Raw genomic sequence first — 16,326 nt, forward strand, 5'->3', positions numbered from 1 at the left:
AGGAGAACGTCATGCACATTATCCAGAATCGCCGCGGCTTCATGGCCGGCCTCGCAGCGGGTGCCGCGGGATTAGTCGCAGCCCCGAGGCTGGTGCTCGCCGAGCCGGCGCCAGAGATGACAAAAGTCCGGTTGCCGGTGTTCGCCAAGGTCTCAGACTGCCAATCGCCGATGTATGCGGCCACCGAGCTTCTGCATGCCGAAGGCTTGACCGACGTTGACTTCGTGTCTTCGGGCACCGGCCCGGATTCGTCGGACTGGATCGGCCACGGCGAGATCGACTTCGACTGGAACTACCCGCTCGCGCATGTGCTTAACATCGCAAAAGGCGCGCCGATAAAAGTCTTGACCGGCTTGCATGTCGGCTGTCTTGAGCTGATCGCAAACAATCGGGTCGTTGGCATCCCTGATCTGAAGGGTAAGACGGTCGGAGTGGATGGCAGCACCATCCAGTATCTGTTGCTGAATGTGATGTCTTCCTACGTCGGCCTTGATCCGGCAAAGGATTTCGAAACTCTCGTAACCCCCGATGCGGTTCAAAGCCTCGCGGAGGGTAAGATCGATGCGTTCCTCGGCGGACCGCCCACGCCCCAGCAGGCGCGCGAGCGAAAGCTCGGCCATGTACTTGTCAGCACGGCGATCGACAAACCATGGTCGCAGTATTTTTGTTGCATGCTGGCGAGCACCGCAGATTACGCAGGAAGTTACCCTATGGCGACTAAACGAGTCATGCGCGCCCTACTCAAGGCCGTGGATCTCTGCATAACCAATCCGGAAGCGGTTGCGAAAAGTGCGGTCGATACAGGCTACGCCAGCGACTACACGCTTCAGGCCATCCGTTCCGACATACGCTACGACAAATGGCGCGAATATGACCCCGAGGACTCCCTGCGTTTCTATGCGCTGCGTATGCAGGAGACAAATGCTGTCACGATGAGGCCGCAGGAGGTCCTGGACCGCGGCACCGACTGGCGTTTCCTTAAAGAGCTCAAGCGCGAGATGAAGACGTGAGCCACTGGCCGACGCGCGCCTTGCTGCTCCTCACCCTCGTCGCTGCGCCTGCGCACACCTCTGCGCACGAAGCGTCAGCGCACGCTGGGGATAAGGAGCGCCTGCCGATGATGGGCGCTGCACCGGATTTCACGCTGATATCGCAGGACCACAAGCCGGTGTCGCTGCACGACTTTCGCGGCAAGGTTGTCGCGATTGCATTCATCTACACGTACTGTACCGACGTCTGCCCGATGCTGACCGCCAATATGGCAAGCGTGCAGGAAAAGTTGGGTAGTGCGTTCGGACCCCAAATCGTCTTCGTTTCGATCACCGTCGACCCGGAGCGCGACACGCCCGATGTTTTGAAGGAATATGCGCAAAATTTTGGCGCCGATCTGAAGGGCTGGTCGTTTCTTACCGGTGATCCGGCGATTGTCCATGAAGTTGGACGGAAATATGGGGTCATCGCGAAGAAGGCGGCGAACGGTGATGTCGACCATACCTTGTTGACGTCGCTCGTAGACCCCAATGGCATCTTGCGCGTACAGTATCTTGGCGTCCGGTTCGACTTGGAGGAGTTCCGGGATGACCTTGTCAGCCTCTTGGACGAATCCAAATAGCATAACGAACCGGCTCGTTGGCTGGGTTGCCCGGCTGCCGGCGCGCGTCCAGACCAAGCTCTTGATCGCGTTCCTGTCGATCGTCGGCCTGCTGATCGTGCTCGGGGCCGTGGGGTTGCAGGTGCTGAGTGGGGTCAACGATCAGACCAACGAGTTGATCAAGCTGCAGCGCAGGATCGCAGCCTACCGCCAGGTACAGCACGATACGACCACCCAGCTCTACGGCATCTCCACCGCCCTGTTGCTTCAGGACGACCGGATGCTGGATGCGGCGCTGCGCCAGCTCAATCAGTTCGGCTACGACCTCGACCGCATGGAGTTCGTCGCCAAAGCCGAGGTGGAAGTGCTTGGCCAGGTCAGGCAAGAGTACGAACGGCTGACAGCCGGGGTGACGCATGTGGCAGAGCTCGTCCACGCCGGCCGCACTGAGGAGGCGCGCAAGGTTCAGCTTGATGAAATCATACCGTCGGCTGATCGCCTCGAGCGGCTGACAAACCAGCTGGTCAACATCGCCGAAGCCGACATGGTGGCGGCCATCGAAACGACCGAGGGTGCGTACGGCACGTCCAGACTGATCGTGGTCTCGTTTGCGGTGGGCAGCATCCTGCTGGCGTTGGGGCTCGGCTACATCATCTCCTGGTCGTTGATCGAACCGGTCAAGAAGATCGAGACGCGTCTCAGCCAAATAGCGGCCGGCGACTTCGCCCAACGGGTTGTCGTCCCCAACCGCGACGAACTGGGAGCCCTTGCGGACAACGTCAACCAGACATCCGAGCGGCTGGGGCGCCTGTATCAAGAGGTGCGGGCGCGCACGGCCGAGCTTGCACGCTCAGTCGGCGAACTGGAGGCGCTTGGGGACGTCAGCAAGGCGGTCAATTCGACGCTGGATCTCGACACGGTGCTGAAAACGATCGTCGCCAAAGCGGTCCAGCTGTCGGAGACGGATGCTGGCACCATCTACGTGTTCAGCAGCACGCGGCAGCAATTCCGTCCGCGCGCAAACTTCGGTATGAGCGATGAGCTTATCGCCGCAGTCTCACACCAGACGATCGGGCTGGCCGACATGGGGATCGGCGACGCACCCGGGCGCTGCATGCCGGTGCAGTTCCCCGACCTCAGCGAGGAGGCCTCATCCTTCCTTGTCAGAAAGACGATCGTCGAAGCCGGATATCGCGGTATCCTGATTGTTCCGCTGCTGAGGCCCAACAAGATCGTCGGTGCACTGGTCGTCAGGCGCTACAAGCCAGGTGCCTTCCATGAGCAAGTTGTCCACCTGCTGGAGACCTTCGCGGCCCAATCGGTGCTCGCGATCCAGAATGCCAAGCTGTTTCGCGAGATCGAGGAGAAAGGCCGGGAACTGGAGGCAGCTAGCCGCCACAAGTCGCAGTTCCTCGCAAATATGAGCCACGAGCTCAGGACACCGCTCAATTCGGTCTTGGGCTTCACAGAACTGCTGGTCGACGGCATCTACGGCGAACTCCCGGACAAGGCAAAGACGACCATCGCGCGCGTGCAGGCCAACGGCCGTCACCTCCTCGGGCTCATCAACGACGTACTCGATCTCTCCAAGATCGAAGCCGGTCAGCTCACGCTGGCGATCGAGGACTACTCCGTCGCGCAAATTGTTCGATCGACCGTTACGGCTGTCGAGCCGCTGGCACGAGCGAAGGGTCTTGAGCTTTCAACGACTGTTGCCAAAAACCTTCCAATCGGCCGCGGTGACGAACGCCGGTTGACACAGGTCCTGCTCAATCTTGCAGGCAATGCCGTCAAATTCACCGAAACAGGTGCGGTCGACATTCTTGCCGATGCGGTCGACGGGCACTTCGAGATGACTGTCCGAGACACCGGTCCCGGCATCGCGTCCAAGGACCAGGCTCTCATCTTCGAAGAATTCCAGCAGGTCGACAACAGCAGCACCAGGCAGAAGGGCGGTACGGGTCTTGGCCTGGCGATCTCGAAGCGCATCGCCGAAATGCATGGCGGAACCATAGACGTCGAGTCCGTGATCGGATCAGGATCGACATTCCGGCTGAAGGTACCAATCCGGGTGAATGAGGACGTGAGGGCCGCATGAGCAAACGAATCCTGATGGTGGAAGACACCGAGGACAACCGCCAGATCATCCGCGATCTCATTGCCACCACCGAATACGAACTGATCGAGGCGGCGGACGGCGCCGCCGGCGTCGCAGCGGCCGGAGCGCACAGGCCAGACCTGATCCTTATGGACATTCAGCTCCCGGTGATTGACGGGTACGAAGCGGCGCGCCGCATCAAGGCCGACCCGGCGCTCCGGCACATTCCGATTATCGCCGTCACCTCCTACGCGTTGTCGGGCGACGAGGCGAAAGCCCTTGCTGCTGGGTGCGATGGGTACATCGCCAAGCCATTCAGTCCGCGCCAGCTGCTTTCCGAGATTCGCCAGTTCCTTTCCTGAGGGAGGCAGCGCCGTGCACGATCCGCCTCGCATTCTCGCGGTCGACGATACCCCGGAAAATCTCGAGATCCTGCGCATGCGCCTCGAGGCGAATGGCTATGAAGTGGTGACGGCCGCGGATGGCGAAGAGGGACTTGCGAAGACCCGCGAACTCACACCAGATCTGATCCTTCTCGACATCATGATGCCGAAACTGGACGGCATCAGCGTGGTGCGCATGCTCAAGCAGGACATCGCCCTGCAGGCGATTCCGGTCATCCTCGTCACCGCGAAGGCGGACACGCGCGATGTGGTCGAGGGGCTGGACGCCGGGGGCGACGACTATCTGACAAAGCCCTTCGAGCACAGGGCGCTGTTGGCACGGGTGCGTTCGATGCTGCGCCAGAAGGCGCTTCACGATACCGTCGCAGGCCAGGCCCAACTACTACAGGATCAGGCCGCGCAGCTTTCCGACTGGAACCGCTCGCTCGAGAAAACCGTGGCTGAGCAGGTGACAGAGCTCGAGCGCTTGGCGCGGCTCAGGCGGTTTCTGCCCGAGCAGGTCGCAGATATCATCATTGCGGCGGGAAATGGTGACGCGCTTCTGCAAAGTCACCGTCGGGAGGTGACCGTCGTTTTCTGCGATCTGCGCGGCTTTACAGCCTTCGCCGAGACCGCCGAGCCCGAAGAAGTCATGACGGTCCTTGCCGAGTATCATTCTTGCCTCGGTGAACAGATCGTCCGCCACGAGGGAACTCTTGAGCGGTTCGTGGGCGACGGTATCGTTGTGGTTTTCAACGATCCACTGCCATGTGCCGACCACAGCGAGAGAGCCGTCTCAATGGCTGCTGCGATGCGCGACGCGATTAACGAGCATTCAGAGCGATGGCGCAAGCGGGACTATTTGCTAGGCTTCGGGATCGGCATCGCCAGGGGCCACGCAACCATCGGGCGCATCGGTTTTGATCGGCGCTCGGACTATGCCGTCATTGGCACCGTGTCGAACCATGCCTCCCGATTGTGCGAGGCCGCCCAGTCCCGCCAGATTCTCGTTAGCCAAAGGGTCCTCGGCGCTGTCGAGTCGCTGGTCGAATCCGTTCTTGTTGGCGATCTGACGCTGAAGGGTTTTCGCCGCCCAATGCCTGCCTATGAAATCGTGCGGTGGTTCGGTCGACCAGGCTAGCGTTGGACGCCCTCGGTCTCTTTCGGCCGATTCGACCCGTGCGAACCGGTCTCCGTCCGGATTTCCCTGTAACAGGCCTAAAAGCAGGGAACTTTCCTCGGATTTGAGTGCCCGAGCCAATTTCGGCGTGTAATCTCAATGCAATTTCAGCGCTTTAGACGAAAATTCCCTATTCGGCCTAACAGGGAAATCAAGGGTGCCCTAACAGGGAAACGGCAGCAGGCGTTTGCGGTGACCCCTGTTGACGGCCGTTTACCTATTGCCGTCAGGATCGGCCCGTGTGTTTTGCAAGCTCTGCACGTTTGCCAGTTAAGGGCTCATCAATGCCGAATGCTCCTCTAATCACCTCGGCATTCCGCTCGGAGGCAGCAGTCGCTTCAGAGCGGCGATGCGGAACGGTGCATTGACGGCGCCGTAGCCCTTGTAGCCGTTTCGGCGCTCAACGACCTCGAAGAAAAAGCCCTCGCCATAGTTTTGGCTGTAGAGTTGGAGATACTCGCCGACCTCATCGCGATCGAAGAGGATATTCTCGGCTCGCAAGCGGCTCGTCAGATCAGGATCCAAGCCGAGGCGTGCTTCAAGGTCATCATAGTAGTTCGCCGAAATTTCCAGCGCATGGAAGCCCAGTGTTCTCAACCGAGCCGCCGTGGCAAAGATGTCGTCGCATGCGAATGCGATATGCTGGATGTTGGAGCCGAAGCTTTCGGCGATGAAGTGGCCCGCCAGTGTCTTGCGGCTTTCGGCACCGTTGAGCGTCAGTCGCAGTCGGCCATCCGCCCCCTCGACGACTTGGCTTCGTACCAGACCGCCCGGATCGACGACGTCGACCATCGGCAATTTTCGCGCCCGGAAGATGGAGGTGTAGAAGAGAAGCCAGGTCAGCATCTCCTCGTAGTTCATCGTCTGCGCGGTATGATCGATGCCGATAAGGCCAGCGCCCGGCTCGCCGGCTTGATTCAGGAGATCGAATTCAACATCCCAGACCTTCGAGAGAGCGTCATCGAGGAAGTAAATGACGCCGCCGCCGACGCCGCGGATTGCGGGAATGAAGAGCTCGTCGGGACCGTGTTGCTCGACGAAGGTCTCCGCGCCCAGTGCCCTCGCCCGCGCCACCGTCGCAGCCGCATCGGAAACCCTAAGCCCCATCGCATAGGCATTGGTGCCGTGCACGACATAGGAGGAATGGGCAAAGCCGCCGTGCCCGGTGTTGATGACGATGTTGATCCCGCGGTCTCCACCTTGCCTCCAAACTGTCACGTCGCGATTCTTGTGGCGAGCCGACAGCGAGAAGCCCATGGTCGAGAGAAGTGCCGCCAGTTCCTCGCCTTCCTTCTCGTTGGCCGCGAACTCGACGAACTCGACCCCCGAGACACCAACCCGGTCCGGCATATCCGGTGGATCGAGCGCAATTGCCGGCTCGGCTCGGCGCACCTGATCCATCAGAAAGATGAGCGAGCGCCTTCCATCCATCGCGATCGACTTCGGCGAGCCGCCGCGAAACTGGTCGTTGAATATCTCCAAGGATAGTGGCCCGTCATAGCCCGTTGCCGCCACGGCCCGCATGAAATCGGTGACCGGCAGGTCGCCCTCTCCCGGCATGTTGCGGAAATGGCGGCTCCAGTAAAGCAGATCCATGTCGATCAGCGGTGCATCCGCAAGCTGCACGATGAAGATACGGTCCCCGGGGATGGCGCGAATGGTCTCGACGTCGATCTCTCTCGACAGTGTGTGGAAGGAATCGAGAATGAGGCCGATGTTCGCATGGTCAGCACGGCGCACGATCTCCCAGGCGTCGCGGTGGTCGTTGATATGGCGCCCCCACGCGAGCGCTTCGTAGCCGACACGCAAGCCCCGTCGCGCCGCGCGCTCGCCTAGCTCGTGGAAATCGGCGACGGCCCGGTCTATGCCGCCAAGCGCCGCCGGCGAAACGTTTGAGCAGACCAGCATCAGATCGGTGCCGAGCTGCTGCATCAGGTCGAACTTGCGTTCGGCCCTATCGAAGGCGCGTTGCCTTTGCGGCTCCGGTAGTCCTTCGAAATCACGGAATGGCTGGAACAGTGTGATCTCCAGTCCATGATCGCGAACCATGCGGCCCACCTCGGCCGGCGTACCGTCGAAGGCCAGGAAGTCATTCTCGAAAATCTCCACGCCATCGAACCCGGCCGCGGCTATGGCCGCGAGCTTTTCGCGAAGGTCGCCGCTGATCGAGACGGTGGCGATGGAGGTCTTCATCGTTGCTGGCGCGTCACAGGAGCGCGATGACACGCGTTGGCCCGCCGGTCGCGCCCTTTACCTTCGGAATGCCGAGGAAGAGACGCGCGCCGGCTTCCGGGATCGCATCGAGATTTGCAAGGCACTCCACGCCCCAGCGGCCGCTGCCCAGGCATTCATAATGGACCGGGAATGCTCCGCTCGAATTAAGTCCCGTATCGAGCGAAAGCGTATCGACGCCGATACCCTTCACCTTGCGTTCGTTGATCAGGAACTGTGCGGCCTCAAGGTGAAAACCAGGAGTGTGGTTCTTCTTCTCGTCGTCCCTACCAGCGAATTTTGGATCGCTGACCAGTTTGTGCCAGCCTGAGTTCATCACCACGCAGCAGCCTTCCGGCAGGGGTCCGTTCTTCATTTCTCAGGCCTTGATGTCGTCGGGCGTCAACGCAGTGTCAGCGTTCTCGGCAGCGCGCGCTGCGATGTTGATGATGGCCACCGGAACGACCAGGTCCGCGATCGGGATCAGATCCGCCGTCATTCCATCGGCGGAAAAGTGGATCGGCGCGTCCATATGCGTGCCGCTATGCTCGACGATCGTCCAGCGGTTGAGGTTCACTTTGTCCTTGGCGAAGGTGACGAGATGTTCGACAGTGAACCATTTTTCGCCACTGAAGGTCGGACAGCCCTCATAGAGAGCGTGTGGGAGGTTGACTGTATCAGTGAAGCTGATCGGCGCCGCCTGGGCTGGCGGCCCCGCCGGAAGCGTGGCGACCGCCGCGGCAAGCCCCAGTGTAAATCCGGCTTTGAGCAAGCCTCTCCGCGTCGCATTTTCACAGATCGAATGAAGACATCCTGGAGGGCACATGCGATTTCTCCTTCCCCTGTTCGGTTCAAAATCCACGCACTTACTATACTAACCAGTTCGTTCATTATTCATGCGAGCGAACCCATGGTTGACATCGCGCGACTATGTGTCGATCAACTCCTGCAGCGATTTCACGGCAGTTGCGTATCCACGAGGTCCGAGACCGGCGATGACCGCAGTCGCGACCGTCGAGACCAGCGAGCGATGATAGATTTCCTCACGCCGGTGGATGTTGGAGATGTGCAGCTCGACGATCGGCCCAGTAAACATCTTCAGCGCGTCGAGAATGGCAATCGAGGTGAAGGAGAAGCCTGCCGGATTGATGACGATGCCGGCGCCGTCCTCGATCGCCTGGTGGATCCAGTCGACGATCTCGCCCTCGAAGTTGGACTGATGGAAGCGAAGGGGATGTTCCCCTGTCGCCTCCCGACACATGATCTCGATCTCGGCGAGCGTCGTGCTGCCGTAAATCTCGGGTTCGCGTGTACCGAGGCGATTGAGGTTCGGACCGTTGATCACGAAGATAGGCTTCATTCGGCAGCCTCCTGTCACCCTTGATAGCCGAGCAAGCGCGGCAGCCAGAGCACAAGCCCCGGAAAGAACGTGATCAGCGCCAGCGAACCGATCATCGCCCAGAGGAAGGGCAACACATTGCGCACCAGCTCCCTGAACGGCACCTCGGCGATCCTGGTCATGATGAAGAGCAGCAGGCCGTAAGGCGGTGTGACCAGGCCAAGCATGATATTGACGACGACCACCACGCCGAAATGCACCAGATCGATGCCCAGCGCTCTCGCGGTCGGGATGAGCACCGGAACGATCACCAGCAGGATGGTCGTTCCTTCTAGCACGCAGCCCAGCAGCAAGAGCAGGATGTTGACGAGGATAAGGAAGCCGGTGGGCGATAGCTGCCAGGCATGCAGCAAGGCGCTTACCGACTGCGGGATATTTTCGACGGTGACCACATAGTTGAACACCAGCGCGCCACCGATCAGCATGCCGATCGAGGCGCTGGTGCGGGCGCTGACCAGCACCGAACGGTAGAGATCAGCCAAGCTGACGCTGCGATAGAGGACCACCGAGACCAGCAGCGCATAGGCGCCGGCGACGGCAGCCGCCTCAGTCGGCGTCGTCGCACCGCTATAGATGCCACCCAGCAACACTACGGGCATCATCAGCGAGGGCAATGCCTGCCAGGTGATGCGCGGCAACTGGCGAAGCGGCGTTGGCGGCTCGACCGGGAAGCCACGCACGCGTGCATGATAGGCAACGATGCTCATCTGCCCGGCCGCCATCAGCAAACCCGGCACGACGCCTCCGAGGAAGAGGTAGCCGATCGACGCGTCGGAGACGAGGGCGTAGACGACCATCGGGATGGAGGGGGGGATGATCGGCCCGATCACGGCGGTGGCGGCGGACAGCGCGGCAGCGTAGCTCGGCGGGTATTTGCCATCCTTGGTCATCATCTTCTGCATCAGCTTGCCGGGGCCGGCCGCATCGGCGATCGCCGAGCCCGACATGCCGGCGAAGATGATCGCCTGGACGATGTTGACGAAGGCGAGGCCGCCGCGGAAGCGACCGACAATGGCATTGCAGAAGCGCAGCAGCCGCTCCGTCATCGAGCCGATGTTCATCAATTCGGCGGCCAGCACGAACAGAGGCACCGCGAGAATGATGTAGTTTGCATACATCCCGTTCAGCAGCTGCTCTGCCACGGTGCCCATGTCGAGCCCGGCTAGCAGGAGATAAAGGATCGAGCCGGCGATCATGGCATGACCGATCGGCAGGCCGAGAAAGGCGAGCGCGGTAATCGCTACGATCGACAGGGAGAAGGGGCTGGCAAGGTTCACGTCCCCGACCCCATTTCTGTCGGATCTGGCCTCTTTGGAGCTGGGCCGAAGGCGGCCTGCCAGGAGAGCCACAGGTAACGCACAAGCGTAGCGACGACGAACACCACGTAGATGGAGAAAAGCCAGTCGAAGCGGAACTTCAGGTAGGCGGTGTGCTCGACCTTCATGAAGGTCACGTAGGCGAGGACCGCTGGGAAGGAGATCGCGTAGAGCACGACGATCGCGGCGGCCGCGGCCAGGAACATGATGCGGCGGACCCTTGGCCCGGCCGATGCGTAGAAGAGGTCGAAGCGTATCTCCTCCTCCTCGCGGATCACGAAGGCTGCGCCCCAAAGCACCAACCAAATCCACAGAATGACGCTCAGCTCATTGGTCCAGCCGATCGGGAAGTTGAGCAGGTAGCGGAAAAGGATCTGCAATATGAATACGGCAAACATCAGCGCCAGCATGGCCGCGAGCACGACCTCGGCGAAGCGATAGAGTCCGCCGGCGATGGAGCGGGGATTGGCGTTCAAGACATGTCCCTCGTGGCAGTCGCTGCTGGCGCAGCCAGCTCCGTCGGGCTTTAACCGCCGGAGCCGGAGGGCGCATCAGAGCGCGTTGATCTTATCCAGCATTCCCGCCGGCCAGTCCTTCGCCAGGTCCGACGCCAGATACTGCTCCTGCACATGCTTGCGGAAGGCGGCGACGTTGGGCTCGTAGAGCTTCAGCCCCTTGCCCTTGAAGAACTCGACCAGCTCCTTTTCCCGCGCCAGATGCTTGCTGGTCGAAAATTCGATGGCAGCGTCGGCCGCCGTCTGGAACTTTGCCTGCTTGTCGGCGCCCATCTCGTCCCACACCTTCTTCGAGACAGCCAGCAGATCGAAGCCAACGAGATGCGACGTCAGCACGATCTGAGACATCACTTCGTAGAATTTCATGTTCGACATTCGGCAGCGGATTGTCCTGCCCGTCGATCGCGCCGGTCTGTAAACCGGTATAGACCTCCGCATAAGCCATCGGGGTCGGGTTGGCGCCGAGCGCCTTGCCAAGGAACTGCCAGGCGTCGCCGCCAGGCATCCTGAGCTTGACTCCGGCCAAATCGGCGGGTGTCTTGACTTCCTTGTCGGGCTTGAGGCCTAACTGGCGCACGCCGAAATAGGTAGGGCCAAGCACCTTTATCCCGAGCTGGTCCTCGGTCATCTTCTTCAACTCCGCGCCTGACTCGCTGGCGAAGAACCTTCTCATGTGGGCCGCATCGCGAAACAGGTAGCCCGCGGTGACAATCGACCATGCCGGAATTTGCTTGGAGACGTCCTGCGGGGCGATGTTGCCCATTTCGAGGTTGCCGCGCTGCATGGCGACAAGCTCGGTACCTTGCTTGAAAAGGTTGCCGCCATAGTACCCTTCGAAGGTGAAGTCATCCTTGATGGCGTCGGCGAATTTCTTCATCATTTCGGCCCGGATGTCCTGCTCTGAGAACACCGCCGAGAATCGCAGCTTCGGCTTGTCCTGCGCAAAAGCCGGAAAGGCCGCGGCGGTCGTCATAAGACCAGTCCCAACAAGAAACTGGCGTCGGGTTGCGTTCAGCGTCATATCTTCCTCCCTGTTTTATTCCCATGTTCCTGATGGGGTTTGCCGCCGCCAGCCGGTCGTGGAAGGGGCGTGTTGTCGAAGGCGGCGAACGCCGCCCTCATTCGATCGATGTTCGGTGCGATGCCGGTGAAAAGTTCGAACGCCCGCGCCGCCTGAAAGACCGCCATGCTCTGGCCGCTCAGCGTGCGGCAGCCCCGGCGCCGCGCTTCGGCTAGAAGCTCCGTCTCCAGCGGGAAGTAGACAATGTCGGCAACCCAGCAATCTGGCCTCAGCAACGCAGGATGGAGAGGGATACCCGGTAGCTTGGTCATGCCCACCGGCGTCGCATTGACGATCCCGTCCACCCGCGCCGCTGCCGCTACGCAGTCGGAAACCGCTTTCACCCGGTCGGCGCCGAACTGCGAAGCGAGCCGCGCGACCAGCGCGGCTGCCCTTGCCCCCTCGATATCAAAGAGCCGCAGCTGCCCGACGCCACCATCCAGCAATGCGTAGGCGACCGCCGCGCCAGCCCCGCCGGCACCGAGCAGCAGGACGCTGTCGCTGGGCGCCCCAGCCATCTCCCGCCGGACACTCTCCTTGAACCCGTGCAGGTCGGTGTTGTGCCCAATCCGGCGGCCGTGGCCGAGCACGACAGTGTTGACAGATCCGATCGCCTCCGCCGCCGCAGACAATTCGTCGAGCAGCGGGATGATCTCCTGCTTAAAGGGATATGTGACATTCAGCCCGTCGAAGCCGAAATCTGCGGCGGACGCGAGTATGTCCTTGAGCCCCAAGGTCCCGTCGCCCATGCGGTCGGCATCGAGCAGACGATATATGTAGGCAATGCCTTGTGCCCTGCCCTCGGCCTCATGCATTGCCGGCGTCCGCGACAGTTGGATGCCTCGCCCGATCAGACCGACCAATACACGCCGCGGATCGGTAGCCGCATACCGATCGGCTTTGATACTGGCAGTAGCTGACGCCAATCCAACCTCCCCGACGCCGCCTTGCTCCTCGCAAGTTCCTCCCGGCATTCAAAGTAAGTTTGTACCGTTTGGTTAATTTCGTCAATGGCTTTGTACGAAACGGTTAATTTGCTAATCGTTCGCGCTGGAGTAACCCTGCACTGGGAGAATTAGCCTGACATGGACGACAAACCGGCAAACGGACGAAGCGGCTGGAAGCAGGATCCGGCGGGCGTGCGCAAAAACATCCTTGCCGTCGCGATGACGGAGTTTGCCGCCAACGGTCTCGCGGGTGCGCGCATCGACGAGATCGCGGCCAAGACGAATACGTCGAAGCGCATGATCTACTATTATTTCGGTGACAAGGAAGGGCTATACGGCAGGGTTCTTGAAGAAGCCTATCGCGAGGTCCGCGCAGGGGAACAAGAGCTCGAGCTTGACGACCTGCCGCCGATCGAAGCGCTGGCGAAACTGGCCGAGTTCACGTTCGACCATCACAGCCGGCATCCGGACTTTATCCGGATCGTCATGATCGAAAATATCCACCGCGCCGAATATATGGGGCAGTCGGAGCTGATACGGCTGCTCAATGCTGGCGCCGTCCAAAAACTGGAAGCGATCTGTCGGCGCGGTCGCGAAGCCGGGCTGTTTCGTGACGATGTAACGCCGCTCGAACTACACTGGCACATCAGCGCGATGAGCTTCTTCAATGTCTCCAACCGCGCCACCTTCTCGCGCATCTTCGGCCACGACCTGTTCAGCGCTAAAGGCCAGGGCGCTTTAAAGCAACATATGGTCGAGATGGTTGTCGATCTTGCACGCAAGCCGGATGGGCGACTACGTCGTCGCTGATCGTTGAGGCTGCGTGTCGGCACAGCAGCACGCCCGAAGGTGTCGCGATGGCTCGATGGAGATATGCCTGTGCCTAGCTGAATGTCAGCAATGCGGCCAACCTCATTTCTTTGTCTGGTGGGCATTCGTTGTCAGTGGTCCAATATGAGTCAACGAAATCAAAGCGATGCAGCCGCGTTCGCCATGTAGGATTGGCTAACTGGGCCGCAAAAACCCGGTAAGTCATTGAAAAATAGCAACATGGTGGGCCCGGAGGACGTAATAAGATCGTTGATTTCATTGGCTTTTTCGTGGGTCAAAATCAGAAGTCTTCCCGTATCGTTCCGTATGGTTCCGCGACGCTTTCATCGTCAAAACTTGGCTAGATATGCATTGATGTGCGCCTGCCTTGGGTAACTTCGAAGGCTGTGACAATCCACTTTGGTCTGCTGCGTTTGGGCCAGGTATAGCTGCAGAAACCGTACTTTTGGATGTTAGTTATCCTAGCGCCACAAGAGTGCCTGTGAAGGCCTGAACAGCCGCGCCTGCCTCGACCCAACTACCCGAGAGTTTGACTGGCAAGCGCATAGGTCACCGGTCCAGTTGAGCCGCCGACGGCAAAATCGTCGAGGGGCTTGCCCATCGACATGGTGAGCACCGTGTCGAAAACCGGCATTCCGCTGTGCGACAGAAAGGCGGCGAACTCGCCATTGTCCATGTGGGTGTCTATGCGCAGGAATGACCCCGAATGCTCGGCCACGTGCGGCCGCACGATCGCTACGGCGTCGGCGTCACTTTCCGCCACGACCGGCCCCACGACATGGCCCCGCCCGAACGGCCGACAAAGCGCGAACGCGCTCAGCTTGTCACCCTTGAAAAGACCATAGCCGGCGGAGTGCGCGAAAAGCCTTTCGATGAGTGCCGCCCGCTTCACGCCAAATCCTGCCGCGTCGAGCGCGATTGTCGCGGGAATGTCCCTTGCGTCCAAAGTCCGGACATCGCCTCGAATATCTGCCGGCCCAGCCATCGTCTGCATCCGGGCGATGCCCTGGCATTGATAAACGGTCTTCTCCGGCTGGAAGTCGAGCGAGAGATAGAGCCGTCTTGCCGCGCGCGTTGCATTAAGGCGCAAATCGTGCCCGGCGACCTTGTCGAAGACCCGCTTCATCAGCCATTGCCCCGCTCCCAGCGTCTGGAGTCGCGGCGAGGTGATGACCATCCCCACGGTGGCGAAATCGGTGCCATGTGCGAACCACATGGCCGAGCCGAGAACCCGACCGATCTCGTCGAGCGCCACGAACCCCTCTCCCGATTCGCGCAGGAATTGCCAATCCTCGGCGCGGTGCGGCCATCCCACGGAGAGCGAGAGTGCATGCAGCCGGTCCAGCTCGACGCCTTCGATGTCGCCGATACGCATCGAGAAGGTGTCGATTTTCAAGTTTCCGGACGGCTTCAAGTCCATGCCTCTGAAATATCCCCGCAAATTGACCGGCGACACGCCGCAACAGCTCTTTGTCCACCAACGCTAAACAAACAGGCCCGTACGATTTGCTCGAAAGCCCCCTGCCAACGCAAGATTCAACTGAAACATTTCCGCTTTCGGCACGCAATCGCGCGAGAACGCAGACATCCTCTGCGGAAATGTAGCAGCACACAATCGTCGGCATCGATCCCGGCGATCCCGATATGCTTTGAGGGCTGGAATGGACGTCTTCGACATTCTCGACCGTCTCGTCGCCTTCCCATCGGTCGCTGGCAAGCCGAACGGTGACATCACCGACTGGATCGAGGCCTATCTCGCGGGGCACGGGGCGCAGGTCACGGTGCTGCCGGGGCCGGAAGGCGACCGTTTCAATCTTTTCGCGACGATCGGCCCTGCCGATGTCTCGGGCTACATCCTGTCCGGCCACATGGACGTCGTCCCCGCCGGCGAACCGCAGTGGAGCTCGGCCCCTTTTACGCTGCGCCGGGAGGGCGAGCGGCTCTATGGGCGCGGCACCACGGATATGAAGGGGTTTCTGGCCGCGGTGCTCGCGGCCGTGCCCATGCTGACGAAGCTTCGCCTTGCCAGGCCAATCCATTTCGCCTTCTCCTATGACGAAGAGGTGGGATGCCGCGGCGTGCCGCATTTGATCGCCCGCCTTGCCGAACTTTGCGCCAAGCCGCTCGGCGTGATCGTCGGCGAGCCGAGCGGCTTGCGCGCCGTACGCGGCCACAAGGGCAAGGCGGCTGCCCGCGTGACGATGAACGGGCGGTCCGGCCATTCCTCGCGACCCGACCTCGGCCTCAACGCCATCCATGCCATGGCCGGTGCACTGAGCGCGGCTGTGAACGAAGCCGAGCGGCTGACGAACGGTCCGTTCGACCCGGCCTTCGAGCCGCCCTATTCCTCGCTGCAGGCTGGCGTGATCAAGGGCGGACAGTCGGTCAACATCATTCCCGACAGCTGCACTCTGGAGCTGGAGGCGCGCGCCATACCGGGCGTCGACCCGGCCAGCCTGCTTGCACCGGTGAGGGCGAAGGCAGAGGCCAGTGAGACCGACGGCTTTCGGGTCGAATGGACGCCGCTCAGCGCCTATCCGGCGCTGTCGCTACCACAGGACGCGCCGGTGGCGGCGCTGCTGCAAGAGCTGACTGGCGAGGTGCCGATCGCCGCCGTCAGCTACGGAACCGAGGCCGGGCTCTACCAGTCGGCAGGGATCGATGCGATCATCTGCGGTCCCGGCGACATCGGCCGCGCCCACAAGCCGGATGAATACATTTTCACCAGCGAACTCGCCGCCTGCCAGCGATTGATCGAGGCGCTGGGCGCCCGTTGCGCGGCCTGAAGGGGAACC

General features: G+C 60.9%; 13 protein-coding genes and 2 pseudogenes. 7 read left to right on the forward strand and 8 right to left on the reverse strand.

Annotation, left to right across the window (positions count from 1 at the left end; genetic code table 11):
- Positions 1 to 11 precede the first annotated feature (11 nt).
- From ACWTU9_RS26125 to ACWTU9_RS26145, 5 genes are read left to right on the forward strand one after another with little or no spacing between them, the layout of a single operon-like run.
- A complete protein-coding gene (locus tag ACWTU9_RS26125; RefSeq protein WP_455860832.1) occupies positions 12 to 1,010 on the forward strand; it encodes an ABC transporter substrate-binding protein in 999 nt (332 codons plus the stop codon).
- Entirely contained in the window at positions 1,007 to 1,612 is a 606-nt protein-coding gene (locus tag ACWTU9_RS26130; protein ID WP_455860833.1) for an SCO family protein, read from the forward strand. The genes ACWTU9_RS26125 and ACWTU9_RS26130 overlap by 4 nt, the downstream gene beginning before the upstream one ends.
- Positions 1,578 to 3,689 (forward strand): ATP-binding protein, encoded by a 2,112-nt coding sequence (locus ACWTU9_RS26135; protein WP_455860834.1) that lies wholly within the window; start codon positions 1,578 to 1,580, stop codon positions 3,687 to 3,689. The genes ACWTU9_RS26130 and ACWTU9_RS26135 overlap by 35 nt, the downstream gene beginning before the upstream one ends.
- Entirely contained in the window at positions 3,686 to 4,051 is a 366-nt protein-coding gene (locus ACWTU9_RS26140) for a response regulator (RefSeq protein WP_455860835.1), read from the forward strand. Before ACWTU9_RS26135 ends, ACWTU9_RS26140 begins: the two co-directional genes overlap by 4 nt.
- 13 nt (positions 4,052 to 4,064) lie before the next feature.
- Positions 4,065 to 5,213: an adenylate/guanylate cyclase domain-containing protein gene (locus ACWTU9_RS26145; RefSeq protein ID WP_455860836.1), complete on the forward strand. Its 1,149-nt coding sequence runs from the start codon at positions 4,065 to 4,067 to the stop codon at positions 5,211 to 5,213.
- 342 nt (positions 5,214 to 5,555) lie between these two features.
- Here the strand turns inward: ACWTU9_RS26145 and ACWTU9_RS26150 are convergent, their stop codons facing one another.
- From ACWTU9_RS26150 to ACWTU9_RS26180, 7 genes and pseudogenes are all read right to left on the reverse strand, one after another.
- Complete coding sequence (locus ACWTU9_RS26150; RefSeq protein ID WP_455860837.1) at positions 5,556 to 7,445, reverse strand: bifunctional sugar phosphate isomerase/epimerase/4-hydroxyphenylpyruvate dioxygenase family protein; 1,890 nt, start codon at positions 7,443 to 7,445, stop codon at positions 5,556 to 5,558.
- A 13-nt stretch (positions 7,446 to 7,458) separates the two neighbouring features.
- Positions 7,459 to 8,289 (reverse strand): annotated as a pseudogene (locus tag ACWTU9_RS26155) (cyclase family protein).
- Positions 8,290 to 8,391: 102 nt separating this feature from the next.
- Positions 8,392 to 8,823, reverse strand: a complete 432-nt coding sequence (locus ACWTU9_RS26160) for a type II 3-dehydroquinate dehydratase (RefSeq protein WP_455860838.1) — start codon at positions 8,821 to 8,823, stop codon at positions 8,392 to 8,394.
- A gap of 14 nt (positions 8,824 to 8,837) precedes the next feature.
- A complete protein-coding gene (locus tag ACWTU9_RS26165) occupies positions 8,838 to 10,139 on the reverse strand; it encodes a TRAP transporter large permease (RefSeq protein WP_455860839.1) in 1,302 nt (433 codons plus the stop codon).
- The gene (locus tag ACWTU9_RS26170) at positions 10,136 to 10,654 is read right to left on the reverse strand and encodes a TRAP transporter small permease (protein WP_455860840.1); all 519 of its coding nucleotides are present in this window, start codon (positions 10,652 to 10,654) and stop codon (positions 10,136 to 10,138) included. The genes ACWTU9_RS26165 and ACWTU9_RS26170 overlap by 4 nt, the downstream gene beginning before the upstream one ends.
- A gap of 75 nt (positions 10,655 to 10,729) precedes the next feature.
- Positions 10,730 to 11,714, reverse strand: a pseudogene (gene dctP / locus ACWTU9_RS26175) (TRAP transporter substrate-binding protein DctP).
- Entirely contained in the window at positions 11,711 to 12,658 is a 948-nt protein-coding gene (locus tag ACWTU9_RS26180) for a shikimate dehydrogenase (protein ID WP_455860920.1), read from the reverse strand. Before ACWTU9_RS26180 ends, dctP begins: the two are co-directional and overlap by 4 nt.
- 180 nt (positions 12,659 to 12,838) lie before the next feature.
- Between ACWTU9_RS26180 and ACWTU9_RS26185 the strand changes: the two genes are divergently transcribed.
- Complete coding sequence (locus ACWTU9_RS26185; RefSeq protein ID WP_455860841.1) at positions 12,839 to 13,510, forward strand: TetR/AcrR family transcriptional regulator; 672 nt, start codon at positions 12,839 to 12,841, stop codon at positions 13,508 to 13,510.
- A gap of 538 nt (positions 13,511 to 14,048) precedes the next feature.
- Here the strand turns inward: ACWTU9_RS26185 and ACWTU9_RS26190 are convergent.
- Positions 14,049 to 14,951, reverse strand: coding sequence for a GNAT family N-acetyltransferase (locus ACWTU9_RS26190; RefSeq protein ID WP_455860842.1), 903 nt, complete (start codon positions 14,949 to 14,951; stop codon positions 14,049 to 14,051).
- Positions 14,952 to 15,192: 241 nt separating this feature from the next.
- Here ACWTU9_RS26190 and argE point away from each other — a divergent pair, with 241 nt between their 5' ends.
- Positions 15,193 to 16,317, forward strand: coding sequence for an acetylornithine deacetylase (gene argE / locus ACWTU9_RS26195; RefSeq protein ID WP_455860843.1), 1,125 nt, complete (start codon positions 15,193 to 15,195; stop codon positions 16,315 to 16,317).
- Positions 16,318 to 16,326 lie beyond the last annotated feature (9 nt).

Source organism: Mesorhizobium sp. 128a, assembly GCF_053848025.1.